Below are 15,926 nucleotides of genomic sequence, written 5' to 3'. Positions count from 1 at the left end.
AGAAGTGACCGCTATCGCACCTTTTCTGCCATGATGCTCGCATGGCATCCCAGGACCGCCCCCTCGTCGTCAGCGTGGTCGTCGCCGACGGTCTCGTGGGCAGCTTCGGGCTCGGCGTGTGCGCCGAGGTCTTCGGATACGACCGTCGGGACATGGGGCTGCCGCAGTTCGACTTCGCGCTGGTCAGCGAGGCGCCGGGCGTGATGCGCACCGACACCGGCATCCCCATCACGGTCGAGCACGGGCTGGAGCGGCTCGCCCGCTCCGACATCATCTCGATCACCGCATGGGAGCTGTTCGACCGCGTTCCGTCGCCGGCGTTGCTCGATGCCTTCCGGGAGGCGCACGCACGCGGGGCCACGATCGTCAGCCACTGCACCGGCGCCTTCGTGCTCGCCACGGCCGGCCTGCTCGACGGGCTGCGCGTCACCACGCACTGGAAGTGGGCCGGCGAGCTCGCCGCCCGGTTCCCCGCGGTCCAGGTCGACCCCTCGGTGCTCTACGTCGACAACGGCCGGATCATCACGGGCGCCGGGACGGCGGCCGGCGTGGACACGCTGCTGCACCTCGTGCGCCGGGAGTGGGGCTCGGGTGCGGCGAACGCGCTGGCCCGCGAGATGGTCGTCCCGCCGCACCGCGACGGCGGGCAGGCCCAGTTCATCGACGCCCCCGTCCCCGCCTGCGAGGACGACCTGCTCGGCGCCGTCCTGGAGTGGGCGAGCAGCCACCTCGCCGACGACATCAGCGTCGAGGTCCTGGCCCGCCGGGCGCTGATGAGCCCGCGGAGCTTCGCCCGCCGGTTCAAGGCCACCACGGGGACGACGCCGCACGCCTGGCTGCTCGGCCAGCGCCTGGCAGCAGCCGAGGCCCTGCTCGAGGAGAGCGACGCCCCCGTCGAGGAGGTGGCCCGGCTGGTCGGCTTCGGCACCGCGGCCGGTCTCCGGGAGCAGTTCGGCCGCCGCCGCGGCGTCTCGCCGCGGGCCTACCGGCAGACGTTCCGGGCCGGCGCCGGTTCAGCCGGGCCGGCGCCGGTGCAGCTGGACGGACACCGGACGGGGGCTGGCCGGGTGGGGGGCGACCATGCCCTGGTCGAGGCGGAGTTCGGTCAGCCGGCGTAGCTCGGCGTAGGCGACCTCGCCGAGCAGGGCGATCAGCTCCGCAGCGTAGGTCTCCACCAGGGGCTCGGGGGAGACGTGCGCCGCCGGGGCGCCGGTGCACCACCAGTGCAGGTCGTGGCCGCCCGGCCCCCAGCCCCGCCGGTCGAACTCCCCGATGCTCGTGACGAGCACCGTCGTGCCGTCGGGCCGCTCCACGTGCTCCTGCTCCCGACGCACCGGCAGCTGCCAGCAGACGTCGGGCTTGGTTGTCAGGGGGTGCACGCCGGTGCGCAGCGCCATGCCGTGCAGCGCGCATCCGGTGCCGCCGGGGTGGCCGGGCCGGTTGAGGAACACGCAGGCGCCGTCGACGGTGCGGGTCCGCAGCGAGCGCACGCCGGCCTCGGCGTCCTCCGAGGAGTCCTCCTCGGTCCAGGACGCGCGGCCGACCGGGGCCAGCTGCCAGTCGTCGTCGGTCAGCAGGCCGACCGCCGCCGTCACGCGGGCCAGGTCGTCCTCGTCGGTGAAGAACGCCCCGTGGCTGCAGCAGCCGTCGTCGGGCCGGCCCTCGACGACGCCGGCGCAGCCCCGCCCGTAGATGCACGTCCAGGCCGACGTCAGCCAGGTGAGATCGGCGCGCACCCGGTGGTCGGGATCGGCGGGATCGGCAAACTCCACCCATTCCCGCGCGAAGTCCAGAGGGACTTCGGGGGGTGGCTCGTCGGGCACGCGGCCAGCGTAGGCCGTGGCAGCCTGGTCCCATGGCCACACCCGATCCGGCCGTCGACGCCTACGTCGAGCAGGTGACCGGTCCCCGCGCCGATGCCGTCCGCACCTTGCGCGGCCTCTGCCTGGCCCACCTCGACGGCTTCACCGAGGGCATGACGTACGGCATGCCCGGCTACTGGCGCGGCCCGGTCGCCGAGGGGGAGGGGGAGATCGCCTTCGCCGCGCAGAAGCAGTACCTCTCCTTCTACGTCGTCCGCACCGACGTCATGGCCGCCCACCGGGACCGCCTGGCCGGCCTCAGCGTCGGCAAGGGCTGCGTCCGGTACCGCACGCCCGAGCAGCTGGACGTCGACATCGTGACCTCGATCCTCGAGATGGCTGCCGCCACGCAGGGGCCGATCTGCTGACCCGGCAGACTGGCCCCATGCGACTCGGGGTGCTGGACGTCGGTTCGAACACGGTGCACCTGCTGGTGGTGGACGCCCACCGCGGCGCGCATCCCACGCCGATGCACGACGACCGCTCGGTGCTGCGCCTGGCCGAGCACGTGGGGCCCGACGACATGCTGTCGAGGGCGGGGGAGAAGGCGCTGCTCAAGGCGGTGCAGGAGGCCTGCGACCAGGCCGAGAAGCAGGGCTGCGACGAGCTGCTGGCCATGGTCACGTCCGCGATCAGGGACGCCGCGAACGGCCTGGAGGTGCTCGACCGGATCCGCGAGCGGACCGGGGTCGACCTGCAGGTGCTCACCGGCGAGGACGAGGCCCGCCTGACGTTCCTCGCCGTCCGGCGGTGGTTCGGTTGGAGCGCGGGCCGGCTGCTCATCCTCGACATCGGCGGTGGGTCGCTCGAGCTGGCCAGCGGGGTCGACGAGGACCCGGACGTCGCCCTCTCGCTGCCCCTGGGTGCCGGGCGCATGACCCGGCGCTTCCTCCCCGACGCGCAGCACGGTGGGCGGCCGGACCTGGCGGCGCTGGAGCAACTGGACGCCTACGCCGCCGACCTCCTGGCCCCTGCGGCAGAGAAGCTGTGCGCCCCCGGACGGCCCAACCTGGTCGCCGCCACGAGCAAGACCTTCCGGACCCTCGCCCGGCTGACCGGCGCCGCCCCGTACTCCGCCGGCCTGCAGGTCCCGCGGGAGCTGAACAACGACGGACTGGGCCAGTTGGTCGGGTTCGTGTCGCGGATCGAGAGCTCCGCACTGGCCGAGCTGCGCGGGGTCTCACCCGACCGCGCGCACCAGGTTCCCGCGGGCGCGGTCGTGGCTGCCGCAACGATGCGTGCGCTGGACGTACGGTGCGTGAGGATCTGTCCGTGGGCGCTGCGGGAGGGTGTCATCCTCCGCAGGCTGGACTCGTTGGGAGGAGCGTGATGGCCGAACCGGACTGGAACCCGGACACGGGAGGGCGCTCGCTCGCCGAGATCCTGCGCGAGGCCGGCATCGAGTCCGCCAACCGCGCTGCGCGCCGCCGCTCCTGGGACGACCCGGAGGAGACCGGCATCCGCCAGCGACGGGCCGAGGCGGCCGCCGCCGGGCGACCCGATCTCGGACGGCGTAAGAGCGACCGGTCCGACGAGGAACCCCCGGTCCCCGAGCGTCGCGCGGCACCTGAGCGGCGAGCCTCGGAGCGCCGGCCGGCCGCCGATCCCCGAGCGATGCGGCGTCCCGAGCCGGGCCCGAGCACGGCGGCCATCCCCGGGCTGCGACCCGACCGCAAGCCGGGCGTCCCCGTGGTGGGGACGCTGGCCAGCGCCCCGGTGCCCACGCGCAAGCCAGGCGAACCACCGGCGCAGCGTTCGGTGGAGCGGCTGGCCCAGCGGTCGACCGACCGCTCCGCCCAGCGGGTCGCCCCGGCTGAGTCGCACCCGATGACCGGCCCCATCCCCGTCGTCCGGCCCGAGCAGTTCGAGGACGCCGACGACCTCGACTCGACGCCGCAGGAGAGCGCGCTCGCCTGGCTGCGGTTCGCCGGCGAGCTGATCATCGCCCTGGCCGCCGGCGTCGGCGTCTACTTCGCGGCCACCCTGCTGTGGGAGAACCTGCCGCACGTCGCCGTCCTGCTCGCGCCGCTGGCGGTCACCGCCCTCGTCGCCGGCGTCGGCGTCTGGCGGCAGAAGCAGGGCCGCGAACCGGTCGGGCCGCGATTGCTGGCGGTGCTCGTGTTCGCGGGCACCCTGCTCACGATCGCGCCGGCCGCCGGGCTGCTCGCCGCCGGTTCCTGACCCGCCGACGAGCGACGCCGATCAGTCGGCGTCCTCCTCCTCGGCGTCGCTGCGCGCGAACTCCTCCACGATGGCCGCGCTGAACGCGTCCAGGTCGTCGGGCTTGCGGCTGGTGATCAGGTTGCCGTCGACGACGACCTCCTCGTCCACCCAGTCGGCACCGGCATTGCGCAGATCGGTCTGCAGCGACGGCCACGACGTCATGCGCCGGCCCTTGACCACGCCGGCCTCGATCAGGACCCAGGGCGCGTGGCAGATCGCCGCGACCGGCTTGCCGGCCTCGAAGAAGGACGTCACGAACACGACCGCGTCGGCGTCGGCACGGAGGAAGTCGCCGTTGATGACGCCCCCGGGCAGGACCAGCGCCCCGTAGCTGTCCGGATCCGCCGAGCTCACGACGGCGTCGACGGTCTTCTTGTCCCCCTTGTCGATGTGGTCGTAGGCGGTGATCGTGCCGCCGTCGAGGGACACGAGCTCCGGTTCGGCGCCGGCCTCCTCGAGCGCCTGCCACGGCCGGTCCAGCTCGACCTGCTCCACACCGTCCGTGGCCAGCACGGCCACCTTCATCCCGTTCAGTTCTCCTGCCATGTCAGCGCCGCTACCCGGGCCTCGAACAGGGCACACACCGGCGCACTACGGTTTCCGACGTGCCCGTGCGAAGCAGTGTCGGCCGTACGCTGACCGCTCTCCTGTCCGGGCGCCTGGTGGCCGGCGCCAGGATCGAGGACGCCGTCCGGGTCGCCGGGGAGCTGGTGAGCGACGGGCGCCGGGTCGCGCTGGAGCACACGCCCGCGCCGGAGGACGACGCCGAAGCCGAGCTGGCGACCCTGGTCGCGGAGATCCACGCGGCGGGGCTGGCCGGCGACTGCGAGCTGACGCTGCCGGCCGATGACCTCGGTGCCGCGGCCACCCGTCGGCTCTCCGACGTGGCGCGCGAGGCAGGACTGCTCGTCGTCCAGTCCGGTCGGACGGCCGGCGTCGGCGAGGGGCCGGGCGCCGGAGTCGTGATCCCCGCTGAGGACCCGGGCGCGGAGGCGCACTGCCGGGGGTTTGCGGGCGACCGGGTGCGGCTGACCGAGGGACCTCCTCTCGGCCGGCATCGCGCCGCGGCCGACCTCGCGTTCGTGCGCTGCCTCAACGTCCTCATGGCCGGCGACGGCCACCCGGAGATCGCCGCCTCCGACCGGCGGCTGATCGCCATCGCCGGAGAGCGGGCCGCCTGGTTCGGCCGAACCCCCGACAGCTGGGAGCACGTCATGCCGTACGGAGTCCTGACCGACGATCAGCACCGCCTGGTGGCAGGTGGCTACACCGTCCGCGTCGCCGTCCCCTCCGGTGCAGGTGCGGCCACGCTGGTTGCCCGGCGTCTGGGTGGCCGCGCGTGAGCGCCGACGGCCGCCGCGGCCTGGCGATCATCGGCGGCGGCAAGATCGGTGAGGCGCTGCTCTCCGGGCTGGTCCGCCGCGGGGGACCCGACGGTCTGCTCGTCTGCGAGCGCAGCCCCGAGCGGGCCGCCCAGCTGGCCGAGCGCTACGGCGTCCCCGCGCTGGACCTCGCCGATGCCGCGGCCCGCGCCCGTGTCCTCCTCGTGGCGGTCAAGCCGCAGGACATCGACACCTTGCTCGCCCTGCTGGCAGACGTGGTCGACGACGGGCACCTGGTCGTCTCGGTCGCGGCCGGGGTGCCGACGGCGCGCATCGAGGCGGCCCTCCCGGCCGGCGTCCCCGTCGTCCGGGTCATGCCCAACACCCCGGCCCTCGTCGACGAGGGCATGAGCGTGCTCTCGGCGGGCGCGCACGCCGGGGAGGAGCACCTGGACGAGGCCGAGGCCCTGCTGGCCGCGGTCGGCCAGGTGCGGCGGGTGCCGGAGAGCCAGCAGGACGCCGTCACGGCGCTGTCGGGCAGCGGCCCGGCCTACTTCTTCTATCTGGTCGAGGCGATGGTCGACGCGGGCATCCTGCTGGGTCTGCCGAGGACGCTCGCCGCCGACCTCGTCGTCCAGACAGCGCTCGGGGCCGCGGTGATGATGCGTGATTCGGGGGAGCACCCCGTCCAGCTGCGCGAGGCGGTGTCCAGCCCCGGGGGCACGACGGTGGCGGCGATCCGCGAGCTGGAGCGGCACGGCGTCCGGGCGGCGCTCATGGCCGCGATCGAGGCAGCCCATGCCCGCTCGCAGGAACTGGGCCGGGACACGACCTGACGCGAGGGGGCCCTGGGGTTCATGCGGCGGCTGCGACGGCGAGCCGGGCACAGTAGCCCACATGTCGACACGGGGCCAGCACTGTGCGTCATCGGTTCGTGACCGTGTCTCGAAACTCGCCGCACAACAGTTCTCAGGCGTTGCATACGTGTACTTCTGCCGAGGACGGACCGGTCCGCCTGTTCGATTCATCCATCGCACCAGTCACGTCCGTCCCCTTACTCTCTGTACCAGCGCATGCGTGTTCAGTTGCCGGTGGGGAAGCCGGCGCCACGACGTGAGCTGGTACCGGAGACGAAGACATGACCATGCCCCAGCGCTCTGCAGCCCCCGCCCTCGGTCGTCCGGGTGTCCCCGGACCCCGTCCGATCGGCCGCCCGATGGCCGCCACCATGGCGCGCCCCGTGCCCGCCGCCCACCCGGCCGCCATGCCCGTCGGCCGCCCGAGCGTCCCCCAGCCCCGCCAGGCCGTGACCTTCCTGACCGTGGCCGAGGTGGCCGCGATGATGCGCGTCTCGAAGATGACCGTGTACCGCCTCGTCCACGCCGGAGAGCTCTCCGCCGTCCGCGTCGGCCGTTCCTTCCGCGTGCCGGAGCGGGCCGTCCAGGACTACCTGCGCGACGCGTACACCGACATCGCCTGAGAGAGCACAGGCGACAACGTCGTCGCCAGATCGTGGTGTCTCGCCGAGTGGGCCCCGAAGGGGTCCGCGCAGGCGGGACGGTCCGGCTCCACCCGACAGGAGCCGGCACGTGGCCGCGGTGTCGCCCGGAGGGTGACCGTGTCACCGCCGCGGGGCGGCCGGTACGCTCGGACACCGAGTGACACCGGGGCGCGACCCCAGGAGTCACGTTCGAGCTGATCATCCTCAAGACGACGTCGGGAGCACCACGTGGGTTCGGTCATCAAGAAGCGGCGCAAGCGGATGGCGAAGAAGAAGCACCGCAAGCTGCTGAAGAAGACGCGCGTTCAGCGTCGCAACAAGAAGTGAGCTGACGCTCGTGCCGCCTGCGGTCGTTCTCGTCACCGGTGTGAGTCGGTGGCTAGGTGGTGCCCTGGCGGCCGAGCTCGCGGCCGATCCCTCCATCGAGCGGGTCATCGGCGTGGACACCGTCCCGCCGTCCCCAACGATGCTCCGCAGGCTCGGGCGCACCGAGTTCGTGCGGGCCGACATCCGCAACCCGCTGATCGGCAAGGTCATCGCGGCGGCGTCGGTGGACACGGTCGTGCACATGAACATCAGCTCCACGCCCGCCGGCTCCGGCGGGCGGGTGCCGATGAAGGAACTCAACGTCATCGGCACGATGCAACTGCTGGCCGCCTGCCAGCGGGCTCCCACGGTGCGCCGGTTCGTCCTGAAGTCGACCAGCGCCGTCTACGGGGCCTCCTCGCGTGACCCCGCGGTGTTCACCGAGAAGATGCAGGCGCGCGCCGTCCCTTCCGGTGGGTTCGCCAAGGACAGCCTCGACATCGAGGGCTACGTCCGGGCCTTCGCCCGTCGTCGTCCCGACGTGGACGTCGTCTCGCTGCGGTTCACCAACTTCATCGGTCCCCGGATCGACTCCCTGCTCACCGGCTTCTTCCGCATGCCGGTGGTGCCCACCGCCCTCGGTTACGACGCCCGCGTGCAGCTCCTCCACGAGGACGACGCGTTGGCGGTCCTCACCCGCGCCACGACCGGCGACTTCGTCGGCACGGTGAACGTCGGCGGCGAGGGCACCATGCTCCTGTCGCAGGCCATCCGCCGGCTGGGCCGGATCGAGGTGCCGCTGCCGACGCCGGCGCTGGGGTCGGTCGGCCGGCTCTCCCGCCGCTTCGGCTTCGTCGACTACTCGCCCGAGCAGATGCGGTTCCTCAACTTCGGTCGCGTCGTGGACACCACGGTGCTGCGCGAGGACTTCGGCTACATCCCCCGCTACACGACGGAGGCCGCGTTGGCCGACTACGCCCGCACGGTGCCGCCGGTGGTGTCGCCCCGACTGGTCCAGTCGGCCACCGGGCGGGTGCGGTCGCTGCTCGAGCGCGCCGGCGACACCGCCTCGGCGGTCGGCGAGAAGCTGCGCCCGACGCCCCCGGCGCCGGGCCTCCGGGCGGTGCGCGATGCCTGAGGCCCGCGTCATCCCGCTGCGGCCCGACGACGACGAGCCCTACGTCCCGCCCGCGCCGGCCCCGGGCTGGGAGGACCAGCTCGCCGGCGGCCTGGAGTTCCTCCGCCGTCGGCTGACCGGTGAGTACGAGACCGACGAGTTCGGGTTCGACCCCGACCTCACCGACCACGTCCTGCTGCCGATCCTGCGGCCGCTGTTCCAGAAGTGGTTCCGGGTCGAGACGCAGGGCCTGGAGAACGTCCCCTCGACCGGCGGGGCGCTGGTCGTGGCCAACCACTCCGGCACGATCCCGGTCGACGCGATGATGACCACCGTCGCCCTGCACGACGACCACCCTGCGCAGCGTCGGCTCCGCCTGCTCGGCGCGGACCTGGTCTTCGAGCTGCCGGTCATCGGTTCGATGTCGCGCAAGATGGGCTCCACCCTGGCCTGCAACGAGGACGCCGAGCGGCTGCTCACCGAGGGCGAGCTCGTCGGCGTCTTCCCCGAGGGCTTCAAGGGCATCGGCAAGCCGTTCCGCGACCGGTACACCCTGCAGCGGTTCGGCCGCGGGGGTTTCGTCACAGCGGCTCTGCGGACCGGCGTCCCGATCATCCCCTGCGCGATCGTGGGCGCCGAGGAGATCTACCCGATGATCGGCAACGCGAAGACGGCGGCCCGCCTGCTCGGGCTGCCGTACCTGCCGATCACCCCGACGTTCCCGCTGCTCGGCCCGCTGGGGCTGGTGCCGCTGCCGTCGAAGTGGCTGATCGCCTTCGGCGAGCTCATCGAGACCGCGTCCTACGGTCCGGCCGCGGCCGAGGACCCGATGCTGGTCTTCAACCTCACCGACCAGGTCCGCGAGACCATCCAGCACTCGCTGTACCAGCTCCTGCTCCAGCGCAGGAGCGTCTTCAGCTGAGCTGGAACGGCAGCTTGTTCCGCCGTCGCAGTGCGAGCGCGCCGCCGACCAGGCCGCCGGACAGCGCCGCGGCAGCGACCGTCGGGACGCCGATCTTCGCCGCCTTCCGGCCGGTCCGGAAGTCGCGGATGGTCCAGCCCCGTGAACGGGCGATCGCCCGCAGCTCGGTGTCGGGGTTGACCGCGACCGCGGTGCCCGTGAGCGAGAGCATCGGCAGGTCGTTGGCCGAGTCGCTGTAGGCGGTGCACCGGGTCAGGTCCAGCCCTTCTCGCGCAGCCAGCGCCATGACCGCCTCCGCCTTGGCGGGGCCGTGCATGAGCTCGCCCACCAGCCGGCCGGTGTACTTCCCGTCCACCACCTCGGCCACGGTGCCGAGCGCGCCCGTGAGCCCGAGCCGGTGGGCGATGATCGAGGCCAGCTCCACCGGTGTGGCCGTGACGAGCCAGACCCGCTGGCCGGCATCGAGGTGCTTCTGGGCGAGCGCCCGGGTGCCCGCCCAGATGCGGTCGGCCATCAGCTCGTCGTAGATCTCCTCGCTGGCCTGCACGATCTCGGCCACCGGCCGCCCGGCCACGAACGCCAGCCCGTTCTCCCGGATCGCGTGGATGTCGTCGGCGCTGCCCTCGTTGCCGGCGATGCGGAACTTCGCCTGCTGCCAGACGAAGCCGGCCATGTCCCGCGCCGTGAAGTACTTGCGGGCGGCCAGGCCGCGGGCGAACCAGAACAGCGAGGCGCCCATCATCATCGTGTTGTCGACGTCGAAGAAGGCCGCTCCGGTGCGGTCGGGGGCGACGGCCGTCGGTGCGGCGACCTCGGCGGCGGCGGCGGAGGCGGTACCGGCGACGTGCGCCCGGGTCTCCTCGTCGACCGGACCTGCTGACCGGCGACCGCGCAGCGGCACTCGCGGCACGGGACCTCCCAACGATCGACTGACTGCGACCCTATCCGGGGGTCGGTGCGCTCAGGCCAGCGGCCGGAGGCTCAGCAGACGAGCGGAGGGAGGCAGATCTCGACGGGGCCGCCGTCGGGGAGGTCGATGATCGGCCCGGACGGCTCTGTACCGGGGAGGGTGATCGTCGGCAGCCCGGGAATGGTGGGCGTGGGCAGGCCGGGAATGCTCGGGCCACCGGGGACGGTCGGCGCTCCGGGCACCGGCAGACCACCCGTGCCACCGCCCGTTCCGGTGCTCCCGGACCCGGTGCCGGAGCCTGGCGGCGTCGGGAGGCCGGGCGTCGTCGGCTGAGTCGTGGTGGAACCGGTGCCGGGCACGCCCGTTCCGGTGCTCTGCGCCGGGCCTTCCGGGGCGGCCGGCACGCAGGTGGCCGGTGTCGGGCCGAGCTGGTCGGCGGCACCGACCGCAGGACCCGAGGCGCAGTCGAGTGCCACCTGCAGCTCGCCGGTGCGCGCCGAGACCTCGGTGAGCAGCGCGAGCGAGTGGGACACGGCGGCCCCCGCCGCGTCGGGCAGCTGAGGAGCGAGCGCGGCCAGCTCGTCGGTCTGCGCCGTCACCCAGACACCCAGGTCGTCCAGCGGACCCTCGTCCTGGGTGGTGACCGCCCGGTCGGTGAGCCAGGCGGTGCCCTCGCCGGTCTGGTCGTCCATCGTCTCGAGCGTGGAGATCACCAGCTCGGGGTCGGCGCCCGCGGCGAGCACCGTGGTGGCCGAGCCGGTACCGCCACCAGTGGCCGGCAGCGCGCTCGGCGCGTCGGCGACGAGGGTCTCGAGCTCGTCGAGCCGGGTGCTGGCGAAGTCGAGCAGCGTCTGCCCGCGGGAGTCGCCGGCCAGGGCGAGCTGGGTCTGCTCGGTGCCGCGCTTGAGCCCGTAGAGCACGTCGCCGGGCTGGGCGCCGGAGGAGAGGGCCACGAGGGATGCCCCAGCGGTGACGGTCAGCGCGGCGCCGGCCAGGCCGGCGGTGAGCCGCGTCCGCCACCGGGACGGGGCGGCGTCCTCGGCGCGGGCGGCCAGGAGGCGCTTGAAGCCGGAGACCGGCTCGGGCTCCGGCGACCGGACGGCAGCCATCGCGACCAGCCGGGCCCGGGTCGCGGCCCGGAAGGCGGGGTCGGGCTCGCCGTCGAGGTGCGGCGCGAGCTGGTGCAACGCCGCGACGACCATGTCGTCACGGGCGTGGCCCTCCCGGTCTCGCACGCTCATGCCCTGCCTCCGGTCCCCGTGTACGCCGGGCGGCCCATGATCGGCGCACCCCGCTGCACCCGATCCAACGACGGCGCACGATATTCGGTTACGGCCCCGACGAAGGTCTTTTTCCTCATCGCAGGCCGTCCGGGAGGAGGCCGGCCAGGCGGCGCACGGCGCGATGCTGCAGCGCCTTGATGGCGCCGTCCTTCTTGCCCATGATCTCGGCGGTCTCGGACACCGAGAGGCCGTGGATGAAGCGGAGCACGATGCATTCCTGCTGCTCGCTGCCCAGTTGCTGCACGCAGGCCAGCAGCTCCCGGTTCGCCAGGTGCTGGACGACCGCGTCCTCGGGGCCGTCGGTGGCCTGGTCGGCGTCGCGCATGTCCGCTGTCGCGACCTCCAGCCGGTAGCGGCTGCTCTTCACGTGGTCGCGGATGATGTTGCGGGCGATCGTGACCAGCCAGGCACCCACGTCGCGCCCTTGGAAGGACAGCGAGTCGATCCGGCGCAGGGCCCGCACGAAGGTCTCGCTCGTGACGTCCTCGGCCGTCGCCCGGTCGCCGACCCGGTGGTAGGCGTAGCGATGGACCATCGTCACGTAGTGGTCGTAGAGCTCCCCGAACGCCTCGGCGTCACCCTCCTGCGCCCGGTGCACCAGGCCCCAGACGTCGACGCCCTGGGGAGCGGGGACGAGCTCCTCGGGCGCGACCTCGAGGTCGTCGGCCGCGGCCGGGACGGTGGTCACCGTCAGCGCCTCGCTGCTGGCCCGCGGGACGGGCGTCGGCCGAGGGCGCGCGCCAGCAGGCGCCTGCGCGGCCGTGCGCTCCGCATCCAGGGGGTGGGGCATGCGGGCGTTCGACCTCCTCATCGGCCCGCCGAACCTGGACCGTCGTCTCCCGACGCGCACGTCAGGGGACGGGCGCGTGTGCTGCGGGTCAGCCCCCATGGTGACAACATCGCCCCAGCCCGTCCACGCGAGACTGCCCAGACGCATCGTCTCGTACACCCGGACGGGGCTGGCCAGGAGCTCCAACGGAGGAGATGACCGGTGACCGAGGCAGGCGCGTCCCTCGCGGCGCTCGTACGGGCCGCGGCCGCGCAGCGCCCCGACGCGCCCGCCGTCGTCGCGGGGCAGGAGCGGCTCTCCTGGGGCGAGCTCGACGCCGCCGTCGACCGGTCCGCCGCGGGCTACGCCGCACTCGGGCTGGCGGCGGGCGACCGGGTCGCCGTCCAGCTGCCCAACGGCCTGCCCTGGCTGCGCGCCGCGCTCGGCGCCCTGCGCGCCGGCCTGGTCGTCGTGCCGGTGAACACCGCCTACACCGACCCGGAGCTGGAGTACGTGCTCGGCGACTCCGGTGCCGTGCTGCTGGTCACCGCGGCCGACCGCGCGCCGGTGGGCGGCGTCCGCGTCTGCGTCGGACCACCGGAGGACGACGGACCGGCACCCGACGTGGCGGCGGACCCCGGCGCCCCGTCCTTCCTGGCGTACACGAGCGGGACGACCGGGCGCCCGCGCGGGGCGATCCTGACCGCGGCCGCGCTGCGGGCCAACCAGGAGCAGTGCCTCGCGCTGACGCCCCCGCCCGTCCGCGCGGACGACCGGGTGCTGCTGGTCCTGCCCCTCTTCCACGTCTACGGGCTCAACGCGGGCTTCGGGCTGGTCGCCGCCACCGGTGCCTGCGCCGTGCTCCAGGAGACCTTCGATCCGGCCGGCTCGCTCACGCTGATGGCCGAGGAGCAGGTGAGCGCCGTGCCGGGGGCGCCGCCGATGTTCCAGGCCTGGCTGGCCGCGGCCGACGCCGCCGGCAACGACGCGGAGCTGCGGCGGGGGTTCGCGGCCATGCGGATGGCCTCCTCCGGCGCGGCACCGCTGCCCGAGGAGATCTGGCTGGCGATGCGCGACCGGGCTGCCGTGACGGTCTGGGAGGGCTACGGCCTCACCGAGGCGTCCCCGGTCGTCGCCAGCACCCTGGCCACCGGCCGGGCCAAGCCCAACTGCATCGGCGGGCCGTTGCCCGGCGTCGAACTCGAGCTGCGCGACACCGCGACGTCGGAGTCCGGCGGCGACGGACCCACCGACGACGACCACCTGGAGGGACCGGGGGAGATCTGGGTGCGCGGGCCCAACCTCTTCGCCGGCTACTGGCCCGACGGCGCGGACGGGCCGGGGGCCGACGGCTGGCTGGGCACCGGTGACCTCGCCTACCGGGACGCCGACGGCGACCTGCACCTCGTCGACCGGCGCAGCGACCTCATCCTCGTCAGCGGGTTCAACGTCTATCCGGCCGAGGTCGAGCGCGTGCTCGACGGCCATCCCGCCGTCGCGGAGAGCGCCGTCATCGGCGTCCCCGACCCGCGGACCGGGTCCGCCGTCCGCGCGGTCGTCGTCCTTACGCCGGGTGAGGACCTCACCTTCGAGGCACTCCAGGAGTTCGCCGCCGAGTCCCTGGCCCGGTACAAGGTGCCGACGTCGGTGCACTTCCTGCCGTCGCTGCCCCATTCGCTCACCGGGAAGGTCAGCCGCGCCCGGCTCCGCGAACTGGGGCTGACCGGCTCCGAGAGCGAACCGGTGGCCGTCGGTGAGTGAGGCCCGCCTGACCCTGCTCACCCGGGCCGGCTGCCACCTCTGCGAGACCGCCGCCGAGACACTCGCCCGGATCGGTGCCGAGGCCGGGCTGGTCCCCGAGTCCATCGATGTCGACGCCGATCCCGAACTGCAGGCGGAGTACGGCGACCGCGTGCCGGTCGTGCTGGTCGACGGACGCGAGCACAGCTACTTCACCGTCGACGTCGTCCGGCTGCGGAGGGACCTGAACCTGACCGGCTAGGGTGGCGTCCACCACAGCGCCACCCGTTCGGGCCGGTCAGCGCCCCGGGGCGCGTCCAGCGACTTTGTTCCTGCGTTCACAAGCGGTTACCGTGGCCGACGCGGGCCTCGCCGAGTGCCCGCGTCACCCGCGTCCTGACCATTCGGGCGCGACCGCTGTGGAGAGCCCGTGATCCAGCCGCGGCCCCGGACGATCCCGGAGGCCACCGTCGCCCGTCTGGCCGTGTACCTGCGGGTGCTGTCCGCCCTGGCCGACGCCGGTCGCAGCACCGTCGCATCCGGCGAACTGGCCGCGGCGGCCGGAGTCAACCCTGCCGGACTGCGCAAAGACCTCTCCCACCTGGGCCCCTGCGGCGTCCGTGGTGTCGGGTACGAGGTCGCGACGCTGCGGGACCGGATCTCCGGCGTCCTCGGGGTCGAGCGCTCGCGGGCCTGCGTGCTGGTCGGCATCGGCAACCTCGGGTCCGCACTGGCCGACTACGCCGGGTTCGGGTCCCGGGGCTTCGAGTTCGTGGGGCTGTTCGACGCCGCGCCCGCCCGCATCGGGCAGCGCATCGGCGGGCTGACGGTGCGCCCCATCGACGAACTGGAGGACGTCGTGACGGCGACGCAGGCCTCCATCGGTGTCATCACCACGCCCGCCGAGGTCGCGCAGTCCGTCTGCGACCGGCTGGCCGACGCCGGCGTGCGCAGCATCCTGAACTTCGCGCCGGTGACGCTGGCCGCGCCCGACGGCGTCGACGTCCGCAAGGTCGACCTCTCGGTCGAGCTGCAGGTGCTGGCCTTCGTGGGCCAGCAGAGGCTCGTGGGTGAGCCCGCGTGAGCCTCCTCGCGGTGGGCGTGAGCCACCAGACCGCTCCCGTGGCGCTGCTCGAGCAGTTCGCCATGGGTCCCGACGACCGGGTGAAGGCGCTGCACGAGCTGGTCGCCGGCGACCACGTCAGCGAGGCCCTGGTGCTCGCCACGTGCAACCGCATCGAGGTCTTCGCCGAGGTGGAGAAGTTCCACGGCGGCGTCGCCGACGTCAGCCGGGTGCTCGCCCGCCAGGCCGGCGCCACGGTCGAGGAGCTCTCGCCGTACGTCACCGTCCACTACGAGGACCAGGCCGTGTCCCACCTCTTCACGGTGGCCGCCGGCCTGGACTCGATGGTCGTGGGCGAGACCCAGGTGCTGGGTCAGCTGCGCGCGGCCTACGCCTTGGCGCGCGAGGAGGGCACCGTCGGACGGGCCCTGCACCCGGTGGCCCAGCGGGCGCTGCGCGTGGGCAAGCGCGTGCACACCGAGACCGGCATCGACCGGGCCGGCGCCTCGCTCGTCTCCGTCGCTCTCGACCGCGCCGAGGAGCTCATCGGCAGCCTGCGCGACCGCACCGTGCTCGTGGTCGGCGCCGGCTCCATGGGCGCCCTCGCGGCGACGACCCTGGCCCGTCGCGGCGCAGCCGTCGTGATCAGCAGTCGCACCGAGGTGTCGGCGCACCGGCTCGCCGGCAGCGTCGGCGGCCGCTCCGCGCCCCTCGCCGACCTGCCCACCGAGCTGGCCGCAGCCGACGTCCTGGTCACCTGCACCGGCGCGACCGGCCTCGTCGTCGGCACCGACGTGGTGGCAGCCGCGATCGCCGGCCGCGGCGGACGGCCGCTGGCCGTCGTCGACCTGGCACTGCCCCGCGACGTCGACCCCGGGGTGGCCGGGCTGCCGGGCGTGCACGTCGTC

At 73.8% G+C, this 15,926-nt stretch carries 19 protein-coding genes; 14 read left to right on the top strand and 5 right to left on the bottom strand.

What is annotated here, in order from left to right:
- Positions 1 to 41: 41 nt before the first annotated feature.
- Positions 42 to 1,118 (top strand): helix-turn-helix domain-containing protein, encoded by a 1,077-nt coding sequence (locus E4P38_RS21655; protein ID WP_135134064.1) that lies wholly within the window; start codon positions 42 to 44, stop codon positions 1,116 to 1,118.
- Here the strand turns inward: E4P38_RS21655 and E4P38_RS21650 are convergent.
- Positions 1,014 to 1,823 (bottom strand): hypothetical protein, encoded by an 810-nt coding sequence (locus E4P38_RS21650; protein ID WP_135134063.1) that lies wholly within the window; start codon positions 1,821 to 1,823, stop codon positions 1,014 to 1,016. The genes E4P38_RS21655 and E4P38_RS21650 overlap by 105 nt on opposite strands.
- Positions 1,824 to 1,855: 32 nt before the next feature.
- Here E4P38_RS21650 and E4P38_RS21645 point away from each other — a divergent pair, with 32 nt between their 5' ends.
- Genes E4P38_RS21645 through E4P38_RS21635 form a run of 3 tightly spaced genes read left to right on the top strand, consistent with a single transcriptional unit; the run spans position 1,856 to position 4,043 of the window.
- Positions 1,856 to 2,230 (top strand): DUF1801 domain-containing protein, encoded by a 375-nt coding sequence (locus tag E4P38_RS21645; protein ID WP_135134062.1) that lies wholly within the window; start codon positions 1,856 to 1,858, stop codon positions 2,228 to 2,230.
- Between the two features lie 17 nt (positions 2,231 to 2,247).
- The gene (locus tag E4P38_RS21640; protein ID WP_135134061.1) at positions 2,248 to 3,192 is read left to right on the top strand and encodes a hypothetical protein; all 945 of its coding nucleotides are present in this window, start codon (positions 2,248 to 2,250) and stop codon (positions 3,190 to 3,192) included.
- Positions 3,192 to 4,043, top strand: a complete 852-nt coding sequence (locus tag E4P38_RS21635; protein ID WP_135134060.1) for a hypothetical protein — start codon at positions 3,192 to 3,194, stop codon at positions 4,041 to 4,043. Before E4P38_RS21640 ends, E4P38_RS21635 begins: the two co-directional genes overlap by 1 nt.
- 21 nt (positions 4,044 to 4,064) lie before the next feature.
- Here the strand turns inward: E4P38_RS21635 and E4P38_RS21630 are convergent, their stop codons facing one another.
- Entirely contained in the window at positions 4,065 to 4,631 is a 567-nt protein-coding gene (locus E4P38_RS21630; protein ID WP_135134059.1) for a type 1 glutamine amidotransferase domain-containing protein, read from the bottom strand.
- Between the two features lie 59 nt (positions 4,632 to 4,690).
- Here E4P38_RS21630 and E4P38_RS21625 point away from each other — a divergent pair, with 59 nt between their 5' ends.
- From E4P38_RS21625 to E4P38_RS21600, 6 genes are all read left to right on the top strand, one after another.
- Complete coding sequence (locus tag E4P38_RS21625) at positions 4,691 to 5,428, top strand: hypothetical protein (RefSeq protein WP_135134058.1); 738 nt, start codon at positions 4,691 to 4,693, stop codon at positions 5,426 to 5,428.
- On the top strand, positions 5,425 to 6,243 hold the full coding sequence (proC, locus tag E4P38_RS21620) for a pyrroline-5-carboxylate reductase (RefSeq protein ID WP_135134057.1): 819 nt from the start codon (positions 5,425 to 5,427) through the stop codon (positions 6,241 to 6,243). The genes E4P38_RS21625 and proC overlap by 4 nt, the downstream gene beginning before the upstream one ends.
- A 380-nt stretch (positions 6,244 to 6,623) precedes the next feature.
- A complete protein-coding gene (locus E4P38_RS23265; RefSeq protein ID WP_245161216.1) occupies positions 6,624 to 6,887 on the top strand; it encodes a helix-turn-helix domain-containing protein in 264 nt (87 codons plus the stop codon).
- 249 nt (positions 6,888 to 7,136) lie between these two features.
- The gene (locus E4P38_RS21610) at positions 7,137 to 7,235 is read left to right on the top strand and encodes an AURKAIP1/COX24 domain-containing protein (protein ID WP_012854759.1); all 99 of its coding nucleotides are present in this window, start codon (positions 7,137 to 7,139) and stop codon (positions 7,233 to 7,235) included.
- 10 nt (positions 7,236 to 7,245) lie between these two features.
- Positions 7,246 to 8,352, top strand: coding sequence for an NAD-dependent epimerase/dehydratase family protein (locus E4P38_RS21605; RefSeq protein ID WP_135134056.1), 1,107 nt, complete (start codon positions 7,246 to 7,248; stop codon positions 8,350 to 8,352).
- Positions 8,345 to 9,253 (top strand): lysophospholipid acyltransferase family protein, encoded by a 909-nt coding sequence (locus E4P38_RS21600; RefSeq protein WP_135134055.1) that lies wholly within the window; start codon positions 8,345 to 8,347, stop codon positions 9,251 to 9,253. Before E4P38_RS21605 ends, E4P38_RS21600 begins: the two co-directional genes overlap by 8 nt.
- On the opposite strand, the gene E4P38_RS21595 is transcribed toward E4P38_RS21600, so the two are convergent.
- From E4P38_RS21595 to E4P38_RS21585, 3 genes are all read right to left on the bottom strand, one after another.
- Positions 9,246 to 10,163 (bottom strand): HAD-IB family hydrolase, encoded by a 918-nt coding sequence (locus E4P38_RS21595; protein ID WP_135134054.1) that lies wholly within the window; start codon positions 10,161 to 10,163, stop codon positions 9,246 to 9,248. The genes E4P38_RS21600 and E4P38_RS21595 overlap by 8 nt on opposite strands.
- Positions 10,164 to 10,234: 71 nt before the next feature.
- Positions 10,235 to 11,404 carry a DUF5667 domain-containing protein gene (locus tag E4P38_RS21590; RefSeq protein WP_135134053.1) on the bottom strand — a complete coding sequence of 390 codons (1,170 nt, stop codon included), beginning with the start codon at positions 11,402 to 11,404 and terminating at the stop codon, positions 10,235 to 10,237.
- Between the two features lie 115 nt (positions 11,405 to 11,519).
- The gene (locus E4P38_RS21585) at positions 11,520 to 12,236 is read right to left on the bottom strand and encodes a sigma-70 family RNA polymerase sigma factor (protein ID WP_135134052.1); all 717 of its coding nucleotides are present in this window, start codon (positions 12,234 to 12,236) and stop codon (positions 11,520 to 11,522) included.
- Positions 12,237 to 12,437: 201 nt separating this feature from the next.
- Between E4P38_RS21585 and E4P38_RS21580 the strand changes: the two genes are divergently transcribed.
- The 4 genes from E4P38_RS21580 to hemA all read left to right on the top strand — a co-directional run.
- The gene (locus E4P38_RS21580; protein WP_135134051.1) at positions 12,438 to 13,976 is read left to right on the top strand and encodes an AMP-binding protein; all 1,539 of its coding nucleotides are present in this window, start codon (positions 12,438 to 12,440) and stop codon (positions 13,974 to 13,976) included.
- Positions 13,969 to 14,217: a glutaredoxin family protein gene (locus E4P38_RS21575; RefSeq protein ID WP_135134050.1), complete on the top strand. Its 249-nt coding sequence runs from the start codon at positions 13,969 to 13,971 to the stop codon at positions 14,215 to 14,217. Before E4P38_RS21580 ends, E4P38_RS21575 begins: the two co-directional genes overlap by 8 nt.
- 168 nt (positions 14,218 to 14,385) lie before the next feature.
- Positions 14,386 to 15,039, top strand: coding sequence for a redox-sensing transcriptional repressor Rex (locus E4P38_RS21570; RefSeq protein WP_135134049.1), 654 nt, complete (start codon positions 14,386 to 14,388; stop codon positions 15,037 to 15,039).
- On the top strand, positions 15,036 to 15,926 hold an 891-nt coding region (gene hemA / locus E4P38_RS21565), incomplete at its 3' end, for a glutamyl-tRNA reductase (RefSeq protein ID WP_135134048.1). The genes E4P38_RS21570 and hemA, both read left to right, overlap by 4 nt.

This window comes from Blastococcus sp. CT_GayMR16, from assembly GCF_004570875.1.
GTDB lineage: Bacteria > Actinomycetota > Actinomycetes > Mycobacteriales > Geodermatophilaceae > Blastococcus_B.
The sequence above is the reverse complement of the archived record's forward strand: the minus strand, read 5'-3'. Positions and strand labels throughout refer to the sequence as shown.

Excerpts from the sequence above, each read along its gene's own strand:
- E4P38_RS21655 (WP_135134064.1), top strand. The coding sequence starts at position 42 with ATGGCATCCCAGGACCGCCCCCTCGTCGTCAGCGTGGTCGTCGCCGAC.
- E4P38_RS21645 (WP_135134062.1), top strand. The coding sequence starts at position 1,856 with ATGGCCACACCCGATCCGGCCGTCGACGCCTACGTCGAGCAGGTGACC.
- E4P38_RS21640 (WP_135134061.1), top strand. The coding sequence starts at position 2,248 with ATGCGACTCGGGGTGCTGGACGTCGGTTCGAACACGGTGCACCTGCTG.
- E4P38_RS21635 (WP_135134060.1), top strand. The coding sequence starts at position 3,192 with ATGGCCGAACCGGACTGGAACCCGGACACGGGAGGGCGCTCGCTCGCC.
- E4P38_RS21630 (WP_135134059.1), bottom strand. The coding sequence starts at position 4,631 with ATGGCAGGAGAACTGAACGGGATGAAGGTGGCCGTGCTGGCCACGGAC.
- E4P38_RS23265 (WP_245161216.1), top strand. The coding sequence starts at position 6,624 with ATGGCCGCCACCATGGCGCGCCCCGTGCCCGCCGCCCACCCGGCCGCC.
- E4P38_RS21600 (WP_135134055.1), top strand. The coding sequence starts at position 8,345 with ATGCCTGAGGCCCGCGTCATCCCGCTGCGGCCCGACGACGACGAGCCC.
- E4P38_RS21590 (WP_135134053.1), bottom strand. The coding sequence starts at position 11,404 with ATGAGCGTGCGAGACCGGGAGGGCCACGCCCGTGACGACATGGTCGTC.
- E4P38_RS21585 (WP_135134052.1), bottom strand. The coding sequence starts at position 12,236 with ATGCCCCACCCCCTGGATGCGGAGCGCACGGCCGCGCAGGCGCCTGCT.